This is a genomic window from Thioclava marina (assembly GCF_002020135.1).
Classification (GTDB): Bacteria; Pseudomonadota; Alphaproteobacteria; order Rhodobacterales; family Rhodobacteraceae; genus Thioclava; species Thioclava marina.
In genome coordinates this window covers 283,437-299,977 of record NZ_MPZS01000001.1, presented here as the reverse complement: position 1 = coordinate 299,977, position 16,541 = coordinate 283,437, and the positions used below count along the sequence as shown (strand labels likewise).

The 16,541-nt window shown below is 63.9% G+C and carries 13 protein-coding genes; 6 read left to right on the top strand and 7 right to left on the bottom strand.

The features are described from left to right. Window positions 1–83: 83 nt before the first annotated feature. The 4 genes from BMG00_RS01390 to BMG00_RS01375 form a co-directional block, all read right to left on the bottom strand. The gene (locus BMG00_RS01390; protein ID WP_425443991.1) at window positions 84–569 is read right to left on the bottom strand and encodes an Lrp/AsnC family transcriptional regulator; all 486 of its coding nucleotides are present in this window, start codon (window positions 567–569) and stop codon (window positions 84–86) included. A gap of 106 nt (window positions 570–675) precedes the next feature. Further along, complete coding sequence (locus BMG00_RS01385; protein ID WP_078573172.1) at window positions 676–2,154, bottom strand: MFS transporter; 1,479 nt, start codon at window positions 2,152–2,154, stop codon at window positions 676–678. Window positions 2,155–2,187: 33 nt separating this feature from the next. Further along, on the bottom strand, window positions 2,188–2,355 hold the full coding sequence (locus BMG00_RS01380) for a DUF3096 domain-containing protein (protein WP_245794925.1): 168 nt from the start codon (window positions 2,353–2,355) through the stop codon (window positions 2,188–2,190). Window positions 2,356–2,758: 403 nt separating this feature from the next. Next, a complete protein-coding gene (locus tag BMG00_RS01375; RefSeq protein WP_078573170.1) occupies window positions 2,759–4,042 on the bottom strand; it encodes an NAD(P)/FAD-dependent oxidoreductase in 1,284 nt (427 codons plus the stop codon). A 251-nt stretch (window positions 4,043–4,293) separates the two neighbouring features. Here BMG00_RS01375 and BMG00_RS01370 point away from each other — a divergent pair, with 251 nt between their 5' ends. Beyond that, window positions 4,294–6,081 (top strand): PHA/PHB synthase family protein, encoded by a 1,788-nt coding sequence (locus BMG00_RS01370; protein ID WP_078573169.1) that lies wholly within the window; start codon window positions 4,294–4,296, stop codon window positions 6,079–6,081. Window positions 6,082–6,191: 110 nt separating this feature from the next. Here BMG00_RS01370 and BMG00_RS01365 read toward each other — a convergent pair whose 3' ends face one another. Then, window positions 6,192–7,760 carry a cisplatin damage response ATP-dependent DNA ligase gene (locus BMG00_RS01365; RefSeq protein WP_078573168.1) on the bottom strand — a complete coding sequence of 523 codons (1,569 nt, stop codon included), beginning with the start codon at window positions 7,758–7,760 and terminating at the stop codon, window positions 6,192–6,194. After that, a complete protein-coding gene (locus BMG00_RS01360; protein ID WP_078573167.1) occupies window positions 7,757–8,758 on the bottom strand; it encodes a ligase-associated DNA damage response exonuclease in 1,002 nt (333 codons plus the stop codon). Before BMG00_RS01360 ends, BMG00_RS01365 begins: the two co-directional genes overlap by 4 nt. A 168-nt stretch (window positions 8,759–8,926) precedes the next feature. On the opposite strand from BMG00_RS01360, the gene BMG00_RS01355 reads away from it, so the two are divergent. Beyond that, on the top strand, window positions 8,927–9,298 hold the full coding sequence (locus tag BMG00_RS01355) for a phasin family protein (RefSeq protein WP_146642530.1): 372 nt from the start codon (window positions 8,927–8,929) through the stop codon (window positions 9,296–9,298). Between the two features lie 502 nt (window positions 9,299–9,800). On the opposite strand, the gene mnmA is transcribed toward BMG00_RS01355, so the two are convergent. After that, entirely contained in the window at window positions 9,801–10,937 is a 1,137-nt protein-coding gene (mnmA, locus tag BMG00_RS01350; RefSeq protein WP_078527856.1) for a tRNA 2-thiouridine(34) synthase MnmA, read from the bottom strand. A gap of 130 nt (window positions 10,938–11,067) precedes the next feature. On the opposite strand from mnmA, the gene sciP reads away from it, so the two are divergent. The 4 genes from sciP (at window position 11,068) to recG (ending at window position 16,458) form a co-directional block, all read left to right on the top strand. Then, a complete protein-coding gene (sciP, locus tag BMG00_RS01345) occupies window positions 11,068–11,346 on the top strand; it encodes a CtrA inhibitor SciP (RefSeq protein ID WP_078527854.1) in 279 nt (92 codons plus the stop codon). A 95-nt stretch (window positions 11,347–11,441) separates the two neighbouring features. Further along, the gene (ctrA, locus tag BMG00_RS01340) at window positions 11,442–12,155 is read left to right on the top strand and encodes a response regulator transcription factor CtrA (protein WP_078527852.1); all 714 of its coding nucleotides are present in this window, start codon (window positions 11,442–11,444) and stop codon (window positions 12,153–12,155) included. 92 nt (window positions 12,156–12,247) lie between these two features. Then, the gene (ligA, locus tag BMG00_RS01335; RefSeq protein WP_078573166.1) at window positions 12,248–14,371 is read left to right on the top strand and encodes an NAD-dependent DNA ligase LigA; all 2,124 of its coding nucleotides are present in this window, start codon (window positions 12,248–12,250) and stop codon (window positions 14,369–14,371) included. After that, a complete protein-coding gene (gene recG / locus BMG00_RS01330) occupies window positions 14,368–16,458 on the top strand; it encodes an ATP-dependent DNA helicase RecG (RefSeq protein ID WP_078573165.1) in 2,091 nt (696 codons plus the stop codon). Before ligA ends, recG begins: the two co-directional genes overlap by 4 nt. Window positions 16,459–16,541 lie beyond the last annotated feature (83 nt).

Sequence of the window (16,541 nt, the reverse complement as noted above, 5' to 3'; positions counted from 1 at the left end):
GATCACTCTCGCCCGGCCCGGCCAGAAGATCAGGCCAAATGGGCTGTCGATGCGCCCAATTTGGGCTGAAATACGCGCCCGCCCTAGTCCATTTGGTCTGCAAAGAGTTCGAAGGGCGGGATCGCTGCGGATTTCACCTCTTTCGTGACGATATAGGTGAAATAACGCGCGATCCCGATCCGGGCGTCGAGCATCGAGTCGATCAGCCTCTGATAGGCGTCGATATCGCGCGTGACGATCTGCATCAGGTAATCGAAGCCGCCGCCCAAAGCCCAGCACCCCACCACCTCTCGGTGCTGATCGAGCGAACGCTCGAAGGTCTGGAAGCTGGCGGCGGTGTGATCGGCCAGTTCGGCGGCCACGAACAGCGTCACATGCGGCCCGAGTTTCTTGAGGTTGAAGGTTGCGCGATAGCCCGCGATGAGCCCCGCTTTTTCCAGCTTCTTCAGCCGTTCCCAGGCAGGGGTGGGCGAGAGGTTGATCTTCTCGGCCAGCGCCGCCTTGGTGATGCGGCCTTCGCGCGCCAGCACGCGCAGGATCTCGATATCGCGGGGGTCGAGCTTGATCATGGCGCCACGCTACACCGGGTCAAGCCGCTCTGCATCCCTGATTTTCTGGCCTGATTTTCCGGCCTGATTTTCTGGCCTGATTTTCCCGCCTGATTTTCTGGCTCGATTATTCCGCCGCCTCGCGCCGTTCATCCTCGGCAGGTGCGCGGAACCGTTCGCGCGAACTGCCATAGGGTTCGACCGGCTGGCGCTTGCGGCGCAGACCGTCCGCATCGTCCCGGCGCAAGCGCAGGAAATAGGCGGCCGAGAGGGGACCGGTCGCGCCAGCGATCAAAAAGCCCCAGACGAAGGCCGAGACCGGGATCATCTCTGCCCCCGTGGTCGCCGCCGCTGATCCTGCCGTGAGTTCGAGAACCACGCCCGCCAGCGCGATCCCGAGCGCGAGCGAGACCTGTCGGCTCATCGCGGTGAAGGCAGTTGCGGGGCTCATCTCGGGCGTGTCGAGATCGGCGAAACCGATGGAGTTCAAGGCGGTGAAGACCACCGATTGCGCCGCGCCCCCGATCAGCAGGAGCGGGATCAGCTGCCAGTCGGTGAGGCTGGTGACGGTCGCGAAGCCGAAGATCGCGGCACCGCGGGCCACCGCCGCCCAGATCATGACCCATTTGAAACCGAACCGGTCGAGGATGCGCGGCACGAAGCTGCGCAAGCTGACCGCGCCCAACGCGTTGAGCCCGGTCAGAGCGCCCGAGAGCATGACAGACGCCCCAAGGCCCAGCTGGAAGAAGAGCGGCAGCAGCAGCGAGATCGCCCCGTTCGACAGCCGGAAAATCAGCCCGCCTGTGATCGAGACGTCGAAGGTGCGGTGCCGGAAGAGGCGCAGGTCCAAAAGCGGCTCGGGCGTGCGCCGCGCACGCAACCAGTAGAGGATCAGCAGACCCACGCCCGTCACGCTCAGCCCAGCGGCCACCTGCCAGGGGAGGATATGCTCCCCCAAGGCGGAAAACCCGGTCATGACGGCGGCGAGTCCGAGGGCGGAGAGGAGAAAACCGGGGAAATCGAAGGGTTTGGGCTCGGGCGGGCCATCGGCGGACATGTGGCGCATCGTCAACCAGATCGCCAGCGCGCCGAGGGGCAGGTTCATCAGAAAGATCGAACGCCAGCCCAGGAACGTCGTCACCGTCGCGCCGACGAAAGGCCCGATCGCAGGTCCGATCATCGCGGGCAAGGTGACATAGACCATCGCGCGCGTCATCTCGGTCTTGGAAGTGTGGCGCAAGACGATCAGACGCCCCACGGGGCTCATCATCGCGGCGCCGATCCCTTGCAGCGCGCGCGCGAGCACCAGCCCGGTCAAGCTCGTCTGGATGGCGCAAAGCAGCGAGGCCACGAGAAAGACACCCATCGCCGCGACAAAGGTGCGGCGCGCGCCGAAGCGATCCGCAATCCAGCCCGAAATCGGCACGAAGGCCGCAAGCGCAATCAGATAGGTCGCCATCGCCATTTTCAGCGACAGCACCGGCACGGAGAGATCACGCGCGATGACCGGGATCGCGGTGGCCAGGACGGTGGCGTCGATCAGCTCCATCAGAAGCGAAAGCGCCACCGTCAACGGAATGATATTTTCACGAAGCCTGCTCAGCATGACCCGGCAAAGCTAGCGCGGTTTTCGCTTCCGTCACCCCATCGTGGAGCTTGCAAGCACCGGAAACAGACCCGCCAGCCCGATCGCGATCAGATAGGCCGCCACGATATAGCTTAGGAGCCTCGGGAAGATCAGGATCAGCACCCCTGCGAAAAGCGCCAGAACCGGCGCGACCATCAACATCGAGCCTGTGAATATCATCTTTCTACTCCATTGCTAGCAGCCCGAGAGGGCCAGAAAATGCATTTCTACCAAGGGGGTATATCTGTGCCGCTTGTGCCATGGACGGGATTCGAGGGTGAGCCGACGCCTGGTGCGAAGCCTTGGTCGTGTTGAAAGGAAAAGCGGTCAGCGGGGGCCGTGTTCCCGAGGGACACGCCGTTGTGTGCGTCCGCGCGCAGGCCTGTCGCAAGAGGGCTTTGGCAGGACAAAACCCCGCCCTTTGCACAGGCGGGGAGTTGGGAGTGAGAGCCTGCTTCCGGACGCGAGACAGGAGCGAGAGAGACGCCCGGAAGCAGGTCGGGACGGCGCGCGAGGTCCCCTTGGGTAACCGGGGGTGGAAAGGGAGAGAGAAACCGCCCCGCGCATCCGTATCCGTGCGGGCTCAGGCCCGGATCAGGTTTTCCGCGCTCCATTCGGCAAGGGGCACGCCCCAGCCCGGAACGCGACCGTGATTGCGGAAGAACAGCTCCTTGTAGGCGACCTTCTGCATATAGGGGATCTTGCCCATGCGGAGTTCCTGGATATCGCCGCCGAACCAGCTGTTCGCGTGAATGTAGAAGGCCTTGCCGCCGCCCATATCTCCGATGCAGACGACCTCGGGGTGCCATTCCTTGTTGGCCTCGGCGCTCGAGAGCTTGCCCAGATCGCCCGCGATCTGACGACCGACCACATCGCATTCCTGGTGGCCGATCGCGCCAAGCTTCGGCACCGTGATCGCGGCCGCGTCACCACAGGCGAAGACCTCTGGGTGATCGGGGTTGCGCATCCGCATGTCGGTGATGATGAAGCCCACCTCGTCGGAAACCGGCAGCCCTTTGAGGAAGTCATGCGGCTTCCAGTTCGGGAAGATCACCTTCATCTCGGCGGGCAGGCTGCGGCCATCGGTGAATTCGATCGTGTCTTTGGTCAGGCGCTTGATCCCCTCGACCTTGTTGACATAGCCGAACCCCATCGCGCCCGCAGCGTCCAGCAGCTGCCCCACGACTTTCTCGCCCGCGTCTTCCGCGATCAGCTCGGCCGGGGTGAAGATGGTGATATCCTTCGCGCCGCCCTTGCCGTTTTCCTCGAGCCAATGGGCTAGCGAGAGCGAGACCTCGACCGGTGGGCCCTCGCAGGCGGCCAGAGCGGTGGGCAGCCAGTCCGGGCGACCCTTTTGGCCCTGTTCGAACCGGTCCGAGCCCACGACGATCGGCCCGCCCTGATAGTCGTGTTTCAGGTAATCGATCATCCGGTTGGCGTGGAAGGCATCCGAGATGGTATGGCCGTATTCGGCGAACCCCTCGATATCGTCATAGGCGAGACGCGCGCCGAGCGCGATCACGACATAGTCGTAGCGCATCGTGTATTCCGGCGCGCCGGGGCGCTCGGAGGGGCGCATCCGGACCGTTCTGGCCGCAATGTCGATGCCGGTGATCTCGGCCTGCTTGAAGGCGATATCGTCCTTGGCGAGCACCTCGACGAGGTTCATGTGCATCGTCACGGCCGGATCGCGCCCCTCGAAGACCTCGAGCGGGATATTGGGGATGAAATCGAGATAGCCCTTGCGGTCGATCACGGTGATGTCGCAGGCGTCGCCCGCGTAATCCCGGATCTTCTGGGCCGCACCCAGCCCGGCGAAATTGCCACCGAGAACAAGAACCTGTGGTTTGGCGAAACGCTTGTTCATCGTCGTTACTCCTTTGCCTTCTCGGCCTGATCTGGGGATCAAAACCGATGCGGGAAGGTCGCAGTTCCGATATTTCAGCGCTCTCCCGGCGTTGTGAGTTGCCGGGATCGGCCGTGAACAGACGATCCTGCGTCTTGCTGCAGTGCCGAAAAAAGGGATTGTATTTGCTGCATGTCAAACTCCTGTTAGCCCATGGGTGCTAAAGTCCCCGCGCGACAGGAGTGGGTGCGATGAGTAGGCAGGAGGCAGCGATGAAAGATTTCGGCAAACGGTCAGGCGCCGACGCGACAGAGCGCGAGGCGCAAGAGGCGCGTGCGGCGGCAGAGGAATCCTTCGCGCGGCTTGATCGGGCTTTTCACGCGCTTCTCGGGCGGGCAGAGGGCGGTCTTTCGCCGGTCGCGCTCGGGATGGCCTGGGCCGATTGGGCGACGCATCTCGCGATGAGCCCCGGCAAACAGTCGGAGCTGGGCTGGAAGGCGGGGCGCAAATGGCTCCACCTGATGCGCGAGATGGGGCCGCACCGCGCCGACGACCCGGAGGCGCAGCCGCTTGAGCCCCTGCCGCAAGACCGGCGCTTCAAGGCGCCCGAATGGCAGAACTGGCCTTTCTCGCTCTATGCGCAAAGCTTCCTTCACGCGCAGCAATGGTGGCACAACGCGACCACGGGCATTCACGGGGTCGAGGATCGTCATCTCCAGATGATGGAATTTACCGCGCGCCAGTTTCTCGACATGGCCGCGCCCTCGAATTTCCTCGCAACCAACCCGCAGTTGATCGCGCGCACCCGCAAAGAGGGGGGCGCGAACCTCGTGCGCGGGGCGACATACCTGTTTGAAGACATGCTCAAGGCGATGGGCGGCAATGGCGAACCCGAACCAAGTCTGATCCCCGGTGAGCATGTCGCGCTCAGCCCCGGCAAGGTGGTGCTGCGCAACCAGCTGATCGAGCTGATCCAATATGCGCCCACGACCGAGGAGGTGCATTCGGTGCCGCTGCTGATCGTACCGGCATGGATCATGAAATATTACATCCTCGATCTCGAGCGGACCAATTCGCTGATCAGCTGGCTCGTGGGGCAGGGCTTTACTGTCTTCACGGTCTCCTGGAAGAATCCGGGCGAAGAAGATCGTTGCCTCGGTTTCGACGATTACCGCGAGCTTGGGGTGATGGCCGCGCTTGATGCGGTGACCGAGATCACGGGGGCCGAGAAGGTGCATGGCCTGGGCTATTGTCTGGGCGGCACCTTGCTGTCCGTGGCCGCCGCAGCGATGGCGCGCGACGGCGATACGCGGCTTGCCTCGCTCACCATGCTCGCCGCTCAGGTCGATTTCACCGAGGCCGGGGAGCTGAGCCTCTTCACCAACGAGGACCAGCTCGCACTGATCGAAGACATGATGTGGGAAGAGGGCTATCTCGACAAATCCGCGATGGCCGGAACCTTCTCGATGCTGAAATCGAAAGACCTCGTGTGGTCTCAGGCGGTGCATACCTATCTGATGGGTGAGCGCGAGGAGGATAGCGCCTTGGCCTCGTGGAGCCATGATGCGACGCGAATGCCCTACAAGATGCATTCGGAATATCTGCGCAAGCTCTTCCTCGACAATGATCTGGCCGAGGGGCGGATGCAGGCGGGCGGGCAGCCGGTCTTCTTGCAGGACATCTCGACGCCGGTCTTTGCGGTGGCCACCGAAGCCGACCATATCGCGCCCTGGCAATCGGTCTACAAGCTGACCTGGGCGCTGCCCGGAGAGGTGAATTTCGCGCTGGTTTCGGGTGGCCATAACACCGGCATCGTCGCGCCGCCGGGCTCGAACCGGGCACGCTACCGCCTGATGGAGCATCACGCGGGCGCGACCCATCCGGGACCGGGGGAGTGGGCGGAGACGAGCGAGACAATTCCCGGCTCGTGGTGGGAGCCTTGGGCGAAATGGCTTGCCGATAAGGATGGCGGGGCGCTGATCACTCCGCCGACGATGGGCAAGGGGCGGAAATATCGCGCGTTGGCGGATGCGCCCGGCGACTATGTGCTGGGGCGGTGAGCGGGCGATTTTCGTGACCTTGGCGCGGGTGTCTTACCGACGCCGCGCCTGACCCTTTGCGCTGGAAGGCGCATCGCTCAGACCTTCGCACAGAGACCGCCTTTCCGGCCTCAACGCTGTGTTGCCAGCATCTCGCGCAAGGTCTCGATCCGGTCGGCCTCGGGCGCGGGCTTGTCCCAGCGGATGCGCGAGATCCGCGGGAAGCGCATCGCCACGCCCGATTTGTGCCGGGTGGAGCGGTTGAGCCCTTCGAACGCCACCTCCACCACCAGTTCGGGCGCGAGCGAACGCACCGGGCCGAAGCGCTCGCGGGTGTTGTTGCGCACGAAGCGGTCGAGGCGGCGCAGTTCCTCGTCGGTAAAGCCGGAATAGGCCTTGCCGACGGGCACGAGTTGATCGCCCTCCCAGACGCCGAAGGTGAAATCGGAATAGAAACCCGAGCGTTTGCCATGCCCGCGTTGGGCATAAAGCAGCACCGCGTCGATGATGAACGGGTCGCGCTTCCATTTGAACCATTGCCCTTTGGGGCGGCCCGCCATGTAGGGCGTGTCGCGGCGCTTGAGCATGACGCCTTCGATCACCGCTTGCGGCGGGGCCTCGCGCAGGCCGGCGAGCGTTTCCCAATCTTCGAAGGGCAGGATTTCGGAGATGTCGAAGCGTTCGGGCGGGAGGGTCGCAACGACGGCCTCGAGGCGGTCGCGGCGCGCATCGAAGGGCAGGGGGCGCAGGTTCTCGCCTTCCCAATGCAGCACGTCGTACAGCCGCAGCGCCGCTGGATGCGAGGCCAGAAGCGCCTTGCCCGGCGATTTCCGCCCGAGCCGCTTTTGCAGATCGCCGAAGGGCGCGACCTCGGCGCCGCGCCGCACGATCAGCTCGCCATCGAGCGCGCCTTCGAACCCCATATGCGCGACGATATCGGGGAAAGCCGCGGAGATATCCTCGCCGGTGCGCGAATAGAGCCGCCGCTCGCCGCCCTCGGCCACGGCCTGCACGCGGATGCCGTCCCATTTCCATTCGGCGGTGAAGGCGGAGGGATCGAGCGCATTGAGCCCCGCGCGGTCGATCGGGGTAGACAGCATCACCGGTCGGAAGGGTGCAAGCCCCGCGCGTTCGGGCTTCTCTCCGCCTTCGATCCAGTCGAACAGCGGCCGATAGGGTGGGGTGAGCCCGTGCCAGATCTCCTCGATCTCTTCCAGCCCCGGCGTCCCGAGCCGCGCCAGCGCCACCCGGGCAAGCCTCGCCGAGACTCCGACGCGCAGACCACCGGTTGCGAGTTTCAGAAGTGCGTAGCGTTCCGACGGTGCCAGCCGGTCGAGCCATTTCGCGATCAGCGGCCCTGTGCGGGTCTTGGGCGTGTCCTGCAATGTCTCGACGATCATCGGCAGATCGAGATCTTCCGGCGTTGCCTCAGCAGGCCAGATCAGCGCGATGGTCTCCGCCAGATCGCCCACATAGTCGTAGCTCAGTGCGAACAGCTCGGGATCGACCCGCTCGCCCACCATTGCACGAAGAACGGCGGGTTGTGCGCGTCCCAGCTCCAGTTCTCCGGTCAGCGCGGCGAGCGCATAGCCGCGCTCGGGATCGGGCGCATGGCGGAGGTAATCGGCCAGCGCGTCGAGCTTGGCATTGCGCCCCGGCGTGAAGGCGAGCCGCTCGAGAAGGCGGGCGAAGGCCTTCATTCCGGCTCCTCCTCGTAGCCCACGAGATGGAGCGGGCGCGCGCTCCGTCCCTCCAGCTCGGCCCAACGCATAAGCGCCTCTTCGCGGCCATGGGTGATCCAGAGTTCGCCCGGGTCGATCTCGGTCACGGTGCGGGTCAGATCGGTCCAGTCCACATGGTCCGAGATCACCAGCGGCAGTTCCACGCCCCTCTGACGCGCCCGCGCCCGGATCTGCATCCAGCCCGAGGCGAAACCGATCACCGGATCCGCGAAACGCTGCACCCATGGCGAGGCGAAGGCCGAAGGCGGCGCAATCACAAGCGCCTCGCGCAGGTCGGCTGCTTGCGCCTTATCCATCGTGGCGGGGCGCAGATCGCCAAGTGGGATGCCCTGCTCGATGTGATAGTCGCACAGCTTCTGCAACGCGCCGTGGATGTAGATCGGTGCATCATAGCCTGCCTCGCGCGCCAACATGATGACGCGCTGTGCCTTGCCCAGAGCATAGGCGCCGATCAGATGGGCGCGCTCGGGGGCGGCGTGCATCGAGGCGAGGAGTTTTGCGATTTCATCGGACGGGTCGGGGTGTTTGAAAACCGGCAGCGCGAAAGTGGCCTCGGTGATGAACGTGTCGCAGGGTACCGGTTCAAACGGCGCACAGGAGGGATTTGCGACGCGCGCGTAATCGCCGGACGCCACGACCCGCTGCCCTCCCGCAGTGACTGCGATCTGCGCAGATCCCAGAATGTGGCCTGCCGGGTGAAAGCTGACCTCGACGCCGCCCAGCGATAGCGGCCCTTCATAGGCCTGCCGCCGGCCTGCGAAATCCTCGCCATAACGGATCGCCATGATCTCGAGCGTCTGGCGCGTGGCCAGAACCGCGCCGTGCCCTGCGCGTGCATGATCGGCATGACCATGCGTGATCAGCGCGCGCGTCACCGGGCGACTCGGGTCGATGAAGAAATCGCCCGCAGGGCAATACAGCCCCTCGGGACGCGGGGTCAAAAGCGGCTCGGGCATCGGGATTCACTTAGTGCATTGCTTGGGAAGTAAACGCAGCCGACGCGATTTAGCTCATTTTCGCAGCACCTTACGCTAGGTAATTTTTTCGCGCGATAGGTTGTTCCAAATCAAAGGAGTCGCGCGAAAAGCGTGGTAAGGTCTTTCAATCTTGCAAGGGAGGCTGTGATGGCAACGAAGAAGAGCCCTCCGGGGATGAATATGGCCGGCTGCATGCCGGTCCCCGATATGGGGGGAATGAGTTTGGTAATGGCGCCTCAGCTGAAAATGATGGAGGCGCTGATCTCGCAAAATATCGAAGTGCTCGATTTCCTCAAAGCGCGCTTCGAACGTGATCAGGAGATGGTGGGCCGGCTTGCAGACGAGGCCGACCCGCTCAAGGCGATGGGGCTGTGGGGCGAGTTCTGGCAGCGCACCGCAAGCGATTACGCGACCGAGATGTCGAAGCTCGCGACCTCCATGACCAGCATCGCTGAACGCGCCGTACGTACGGCCACCGAGGAAGGGGAGGCGATCGCGAAGGCGACCTCGGGAAAGTAGCAACTCGGACCGGTCGCCACGAGGTGAGCCTCGGCGACGTGCCGGTCTGAGGAAACGGATCCAGCCACGAGAGCGCGGCGCGCCCCGGTCCGGGTGCGCCGCGCGTGTTCGTTTCGCGCTGGCCCGCGCGATGAATGCCTCAAGGGGACATTCACGCGAGGGTCTGGCCCTGCGCCGCCATGGTTTGCTTCGATGGCGCAACAAACGTCTTCCGAAAAGACGCGTGTCGATCTGGTCGTCTTGATCCTCGTGGAGCGGGGGCCGTTGTCGGACGCAATCCGTATTAGCCGCATCATCATCCGCCCTGTCATCGCCTCGACGTCGAAACCGGCCATCGCTTCCGTCTTCCGGAGCCGCGCAGGGGCAAGGCGTTCGGCACAGGCGCGAGAGCGGGAAACGACCCGATCGCGATACGTTTCCAAGCTGACATGCGCGGCGCGAGCCAAAAGCCAGGATCGGCCCAAATCCATGGGCCGTTTCGAAGATCGCAATCCGCCGGGCGTTATTTCTTGTAGATCCAGCCGCCGCCGAAGATGCGGCTGCCCTCGGGTGCGTAGAAGACGCAGGCCTGACCGGGGCTGACGCCTTCCTCCGCTTCGATCAGCTCGACCTCGGCTTCCGTTTCCGAGATCGGACGGAGGATCGCGTCACGCGGCGGACGGGTCGAGCGGACCTTGACCCGCAGATGCCATTCGGGGCGCGAAGTGAAGGGCTCGTCGCCCAGCCAGTTGATCTCGCGCACCGGGATCGTGCGGGTGGAGAGCGCCTCTTTCGGGCCCACGACCACGTGGCGGGTGTCGGGATCGAGCTTGACCACATAGAGCGGATCTTCGAGCCCGCCGATGCCAAGCCCGCGCCGCTGGCCGATCGTGTAATGGATCACGCCGCGATGCTGGCCGAGCACATTGCCCTCCATATCCACGATATCGCCCGGATCGGCCGCGCCGGGGCGCAGCTTCTCGATGACGCTCGCGTAATTCCCGTTCGGCACGAAGCAGATATCCTGACTGTCGGGCTTGTCGGCCACCGCCAGCCCGTATTTCGCCGCGAGTTCCCGCGTCGCATCCTTCGAGGGCAGGTGACCCAGCGGGAAGCGCAGGTAGTCGAGCTGCTCGGGGGTGGTCGAGAACAGGAAATAGCTCTGGTCGCGGTTCGGATCGGCCGCGCAATGCAGCTCCGGCCCGCTCGCGCCCATCTTGCGCTGGATGTAATGGCCCGTCGCCATGCAATCGGCATCGAGATCCTTGGCGGTCTCGAGCAGATCCTTGAACTTCACCCGTTCGTTGCAGCGAATGCAGGGCACCGGGGTCGCCCCGCCCAGATAAGCGTCGGCAAATTCCTCGATCACCGCCTCGCGGAAGGTGTTTTCGTAATCGAGTACGTAATGGGGAAAGCCCATTTCCTCGGCCACCCGGCGCGCGTCATGGATGTCCTGACCCGCGCAGCACGCACCCTTTTTCGCCAGCGCGGCGCCGTGATCGTAAAGCTGAAGCGTCACGCCCACCACGTCATAGCCTTCCTCGGCCAGTTGCGCGGCCACGACCGAACTGTCGACACCACCCGACATGGCGACGACGACGCGGGTTTGTGCGGGCGGTTTGGCAAAGCCCAGCGAGTTGAGCGGCTGATCCTTGGGCATGGTGAAGCGTCCTTTAACGAGATCCGCAGGAATATAGGAAAATGCGAGCTACTCACAACCCCGCGTTTCACCCGCTGTTAAGCCCGCTGCGGCCAATCTTGCCAGGTGAAGACGACGAGGGGGTGAGCCCATGTATCTCAAGAAAGTCGATGGTCCGCGGGCGGTGACGCTCGCCGATGGCACCATCCTGACCCGGGCGGACCTGCCTCCGAAAGAGACCCGTCGCTGGGTCGCCAGCCGCAAGGCGACGATCGTCCAGGCGGTCGCTCACGGGTTGATCTCGCGCGGTGAGGTAATTGATCGCTACGCGTTGTCGGATGAAGAGCTCGATCTGTGGATCGAGGGAATCGCCCGACATGGAATGCAGGGGTTGAAGGTGACGGCAATTCAGAAAAACAAACAACTTTGAGTTGAAACCCGGCAAAAACCTGCCAAGGTAAGGGGGTATTAACCAATTGATGTATATCTCGGTTTTAATCGAGGGATTAACGCGGAGTACCCAGGATGCGGATTTTGCTGGTGGAGGATGACCCGACCACGTCGCGCAGCATCGAATTGATGCTCACCCATGCCAATTTGAATGTTTATTGTACGGATCTGGGCGAAGAGGGCATCGATCTCGCCAAGCTCTATGATTACGATTTGATCCTGCTGGACCTGAACCTGCCCGACATGAACGGGCACGAGGTTCTGCGTCAGCTCCGTCTGGCCAAGGTCGACACGCCGATCCTGATCCTCACCGGCGCCGACGATACGGAGAACAAGATCAAGGGCTTCGGTTTCGGCGCAGATGATTACATGACGAAACCCTTCCACCGTGAGGAGCTCGTCGCCCGCATCCACGCGATCATCCGCCGCTCGAAAGGGCATGCCCAGTCGATCATCCGCACCGGCAAGATCGCGGTCAATCTCGATGCGAAAACCGTCGATGTCGACAGCAAACCCGTGCATCTGACCGGCAAGGAATACCAGATGCTCGAGCTGCTCAGCCTGCGCAAGGGCACGACGCTGACCAAGGAAATGTTCCTCAACCATCTCTATGGCGGGATGGACGAGCCCGAATTGAAGATCATCGATGTCTTCATCTGCAAATTGCGCAAGAAACTCGCCGACGCGACAGAAGGCGAGAACTATATCGAAACGGTCTGGGGGCGCGGCTATGTCCTGCGCGATCCCGATCCGTCCGAGATGGAACGCCGCGTCGCGATGGGCGCATGAACCTTCCCTCCGGCCGATGATCTCCGTTGTCACGGCTCTTTACGCCCCCTCGGCGCTTGCCTAAACCAAGGGCAGCACGAGGGGGTTCTTTTATGTCAGAGTTGTCCGGCACCGATATCGATGCGCTGAGCGAGGCCGAGGCCCGCGCCGAACTGCCCGGCCTGATCGCGCGGATCGAAGCGGCGAACACCGCCTATCACACCCATGATGCGCCCGAGATTTCCGATGCGGACTATGATGCGCTCAAGCAGCGCCTCGCCGCGATCGAGGCGAAATTCCCGTCGCTGAAATCCGAAAGCTCTCCCACCGAACAGATCGGCGGTCAGCTCGCTGAAGGCTTCGGCAAGATTACGCATGCCGTGCGCATGATGAGCCTCGCCAATGCGTTTTCCGACGAGGACATCTCCGAATTCGACGAGTCGGTACGGAACTTTCTCGGGCTCAAGGCTGATGGCCCGCTCACCTATACCGCCGAGCCCAAGATCGACGGGCTGTCGCTGTCGATCCGCTATGAGAATGGCCGGCTGATTCACGCAGCGACCCGTGGCGACGGTGAGGTCGGTGAGAATGTCACCGAAAACGCGCGGACCATCTCGGATATTCCGCAGACCCTGGATAACGCACCGGAAATCATAGAGATACGCGGCGAGGTTTACATGAGCCACGCCGATTTCGAAGCGCTCAACGCCCGGGCCGAAAAGGCGGGCGACAAGCGCTTCGCCAATCCCCGCAACGCCGCGGCTGGCTCGCTGCGCCAGCTCGATCCGAAAGTTACCGCCGCGCGCCCGCTCAAATTCTTCGCCTATGCCTGGGGTGAGCATTCTGAGCCGCTCGCGGACACCCAGATCGACGCGATCGCGCGGCTTGAAACGCTTGGCTTCAAGACCAACCCGCTGACCCGCCTTTGCGATGGCCCCGGCGAAATGATCGCCCATTATCGCGACATCGAAGCGCGACGCGCCACGCTCGGTTACGATATCGATGGCGTGGTCTACAAGGTGAACGACCTCGCGCTCCAGCGCCGACTGGGCTACCGCTCGACCACGCCGCGTTGGGCGATCGCGCATAAATTCCCCGCCGAACTCGCCTGGACCCAGCTTGAGGGCATCGACATTCAGGTCGGTCGCACCGGGGCGCTCTCTCCGGTCGCGCGCCTGACACCGGTGACCGTGGGTGGCGTCGTCGTCTCGAACGCGACGCTCCATAACGAGGATTACATCGCCGGGCGCGATTCCAGGGGGGAGGCAATCCGGGGCGGCAAGGATATCCGCGTCGGCGACTGGGCGCAGGTCTATCGCGCGGGCGACGTGATTCCGAAAGTCGCCGATGTCGACCTCGCGCGCCGCCCTGCCGATGCGAAGCCTTACGAATTCCCGACCCATTGCCCCCGCTGCGGCTCCGAGGCGATCCGCGAGGAAGGCGATGCGGTGCGCCGTTGCACCGGCGGGCTGATCTGCCCCGCGCAAGCCGTTGAGAAACTGAAACATTTCGTATCCCGCGCCGCTTTCGATATCGAAGGGTTGGGCGCCAAGCAGGTCGAGCAATTCTACGCGGATGGCTGGATCCAGGAGCCCGCCGATATCTTCACACTCGAGGAACGTTTCGGGCAGGGGCTGCAACAGCTCAAGAACCGCGAAGGCTGGGGCGAGAAATCCGCGCGCAACCTCTTTGACGCAATCGCCGAGCGTCGGACGATCGCGTTGCACCGGCTGATCTTCGCGCTTGGGATCCGCCATGTCGGAGAAAGTAGCGCGGGCTTGCTCGCAACCCATTACGGCACTTGGGAAAATTTTGAGGCCGCGATGACACGCGCCGAGATCGGGCAGGGGCCGGATTGGGAGGAACTTCTCTCGATTGATGGCGTTGGCGAGACGCTCGCGACCTCGGTCGTCACGACCTTCCATCAAGAGGCCGAGCGCGCTTCGATCGACCGGCTCACCGCCTATCTGACGGTCGAAGCGGCCGAGAAACCGAAATCGGACAGCCCCGTCTCCGGTCTGACCGTCGTTTTTACCGGCACGCTCGAAAAGATGACGCGGGCCGAGGCGAAGGCGCGGGCCGAGGCGCTTGGTGCGAAGGTCTCGGGCTCGGTCAGCGCCAAGACCGATCTTGTCGTGGCGGGGCCGGGCGCGGGCTCGAAGGCCAAGAAAGCGGCCGAGCTGAACATTCGCGTCATCGACGAGGATGAGTGGATCGACCTCGCGGGGGGCGCATGAGCACGCGGCCGCAGGAGTTGTTCGGGCTGTTCGCGGCCCTCGACAGCCTGCCCGGCATTGGTCCGAAAACGGCCAAATCCTTCGACGGTCTCGCGATCGAACGGCCGCGCGACGCGCTGTTCACGTTGCCCTATTCGGTGATCGACCGCCGCCCCGTGGAGACCGTGCAGGGCGTGTCGGCCGGCACTACGGTCACCGTCGAGGTCACGATCGGCGCCCATAGCCCCGCGCGCAAACGCGGCGCGCCGGATCGGGTTTTGTGCCATGACGCGCAGACCGATATCACGTTGGTTTTCTTTCACGCGCGCGGCGACTGGCTGGCGAAACAGATGCCGAACGGGGCGCGGCGGATCATCTCGGGCAAGCTCGAACTCTATGATGGCATGGCGCAGATCGTTCATCCCGATTACATCCTGCCGCCCGAGGACGCTGGCGAGATGCCGCGTTTCGAGCCGGTCTATCCGCTAACCGCGGGTGTGACGCAGAAGCTGATGGCGAAGGCGGCGGAAGGGGCACTGGCGCGCGCGCCAGAACTCCCCGAATGGATCGACGCAGAGCTGAAGCGCCGCGAGGGCTGGCCCGACTGGCACGCTGCGATTACCAAAGCGCATCACCCCGAGGGTCTCTCGGATCTTGCCGCAACTGCCCCCGCCCGCGCGCGGCTCGCCTATGACGAGCTGTTTGCCCATCAGATGACGCTCGCGCTGGCGCGGCGTCAGGCGCGGCGCAAGAAGGGGCGCGTGACGCGCGGCACGGGCGCGCTGTCGTCGCAGGTGTTGGAGAGCCTGCCGTACAAACCGACAGGCGCGCAGACCCGCGCAATTGCCGAGATCGCGGCGGATATGGGCTCGGACCGGCGGATGAACCGACTGCTGCAGGGCGATGTCGGCGCGGGCAAGACGCTTGTGGCTTTCATGGCGCTGCTGACGGCGGTCGAGGCGGGTGGGCAGGGCGTGATGATGGCGCCGACCGAGATCCTCGCGCGTCAGCATCTCGAAGGGCTCGCGCCGCTGGCCGCTGCCGCCGGTGTTCGGCTGGAAATCCTGACCGGTCGCGACAAGGGGGCGGAGCGCGCGAAGAAGCTCGCCGATCTGACCTCGGGCGCGATCGGCATCCTCGTCGGCACCCATGCGGTTTTTCAGAAAGATGTGGAATTTCAGGATCTCCGGCTTTCCGTGATCGACGAGCAGCACCGTTTCGGCGTGGCGCAGCGGATGGAGCTTGGGGCAAAGGGCGAGGCGGTCGATATCCTGGTGATGACCGCGACGCCGATCCCGCGCTCACTCGCACTCGCGCAATATGGCGACATGGATGTGAGCCTTCTCGACGAGAAGCCGCCCGGTCGCACGCCGGTCAAGACCGCGCTCGTCGCGATGGAGCGGATGGGCGAGGTGGTCGAGCATCTGCGCAAGGCGGTGGCCGAGGGGCGCCAGGCCTATTGGGTCTGCCCACTGGTCGAGGAAAGCGAGCGCGTCGATCTGAGTTCGGCGACCGATCGGTTCGTGGCGCTGCGGGCGGCCTTGGGCGAGGGGATCGTGGGGCTCGTCCATGGCCAGATGCCGCCCGCCGAGAAGGATGCCGCGATGGCCGCCTTCGTGAAAGGTGAGACCCGGGTGCTGGTCGCGACCACGGTGATCGAAGTGGGGGTGAACGTGCCCAATGCCTCGATCATGGTGATCGAGCGCGCCGAGAGCTTCGGTCTTGCCCAGCTCCATCAGCTGCGTGGTCGGGTCGGGCGCGGCGCGGCCTCCTCGACCTGTCTGATGATCTACCAGTCGCCGCTGAGCGAGACCGCCGAGCGGCGCCTCGCGATCCTGCGCGAAAGCGAGGACGGGTTCCGCATCGCCGAGGAAGACCTCGCGATGCGCGGTGCGGGCGATGTGATTGGTACCGCGCAATCGGGCCTGCCGCGGTTTCGCGTGGCCGATCTGGAACGTCAGGCGGGGCTGATGGCCGTCGCGCAATCGGATGCGCGCAAGTTGCTGGGGGAAGATCCGGAGCTGAGCAGCCCGCGCGGGCAGGCCGCAAGGGTGCTGTTGTGGCTGATGGAACAGGACCGCGCGATCAAACTGATCGGGGTTGGCTGACCCCTGGTTTCCCGGCGTTCCGCCCCCGTGTTCTCAAATGTTCTTAAAAAGTTCTTTACAGGGAGGGCGAAATATGAGAACAA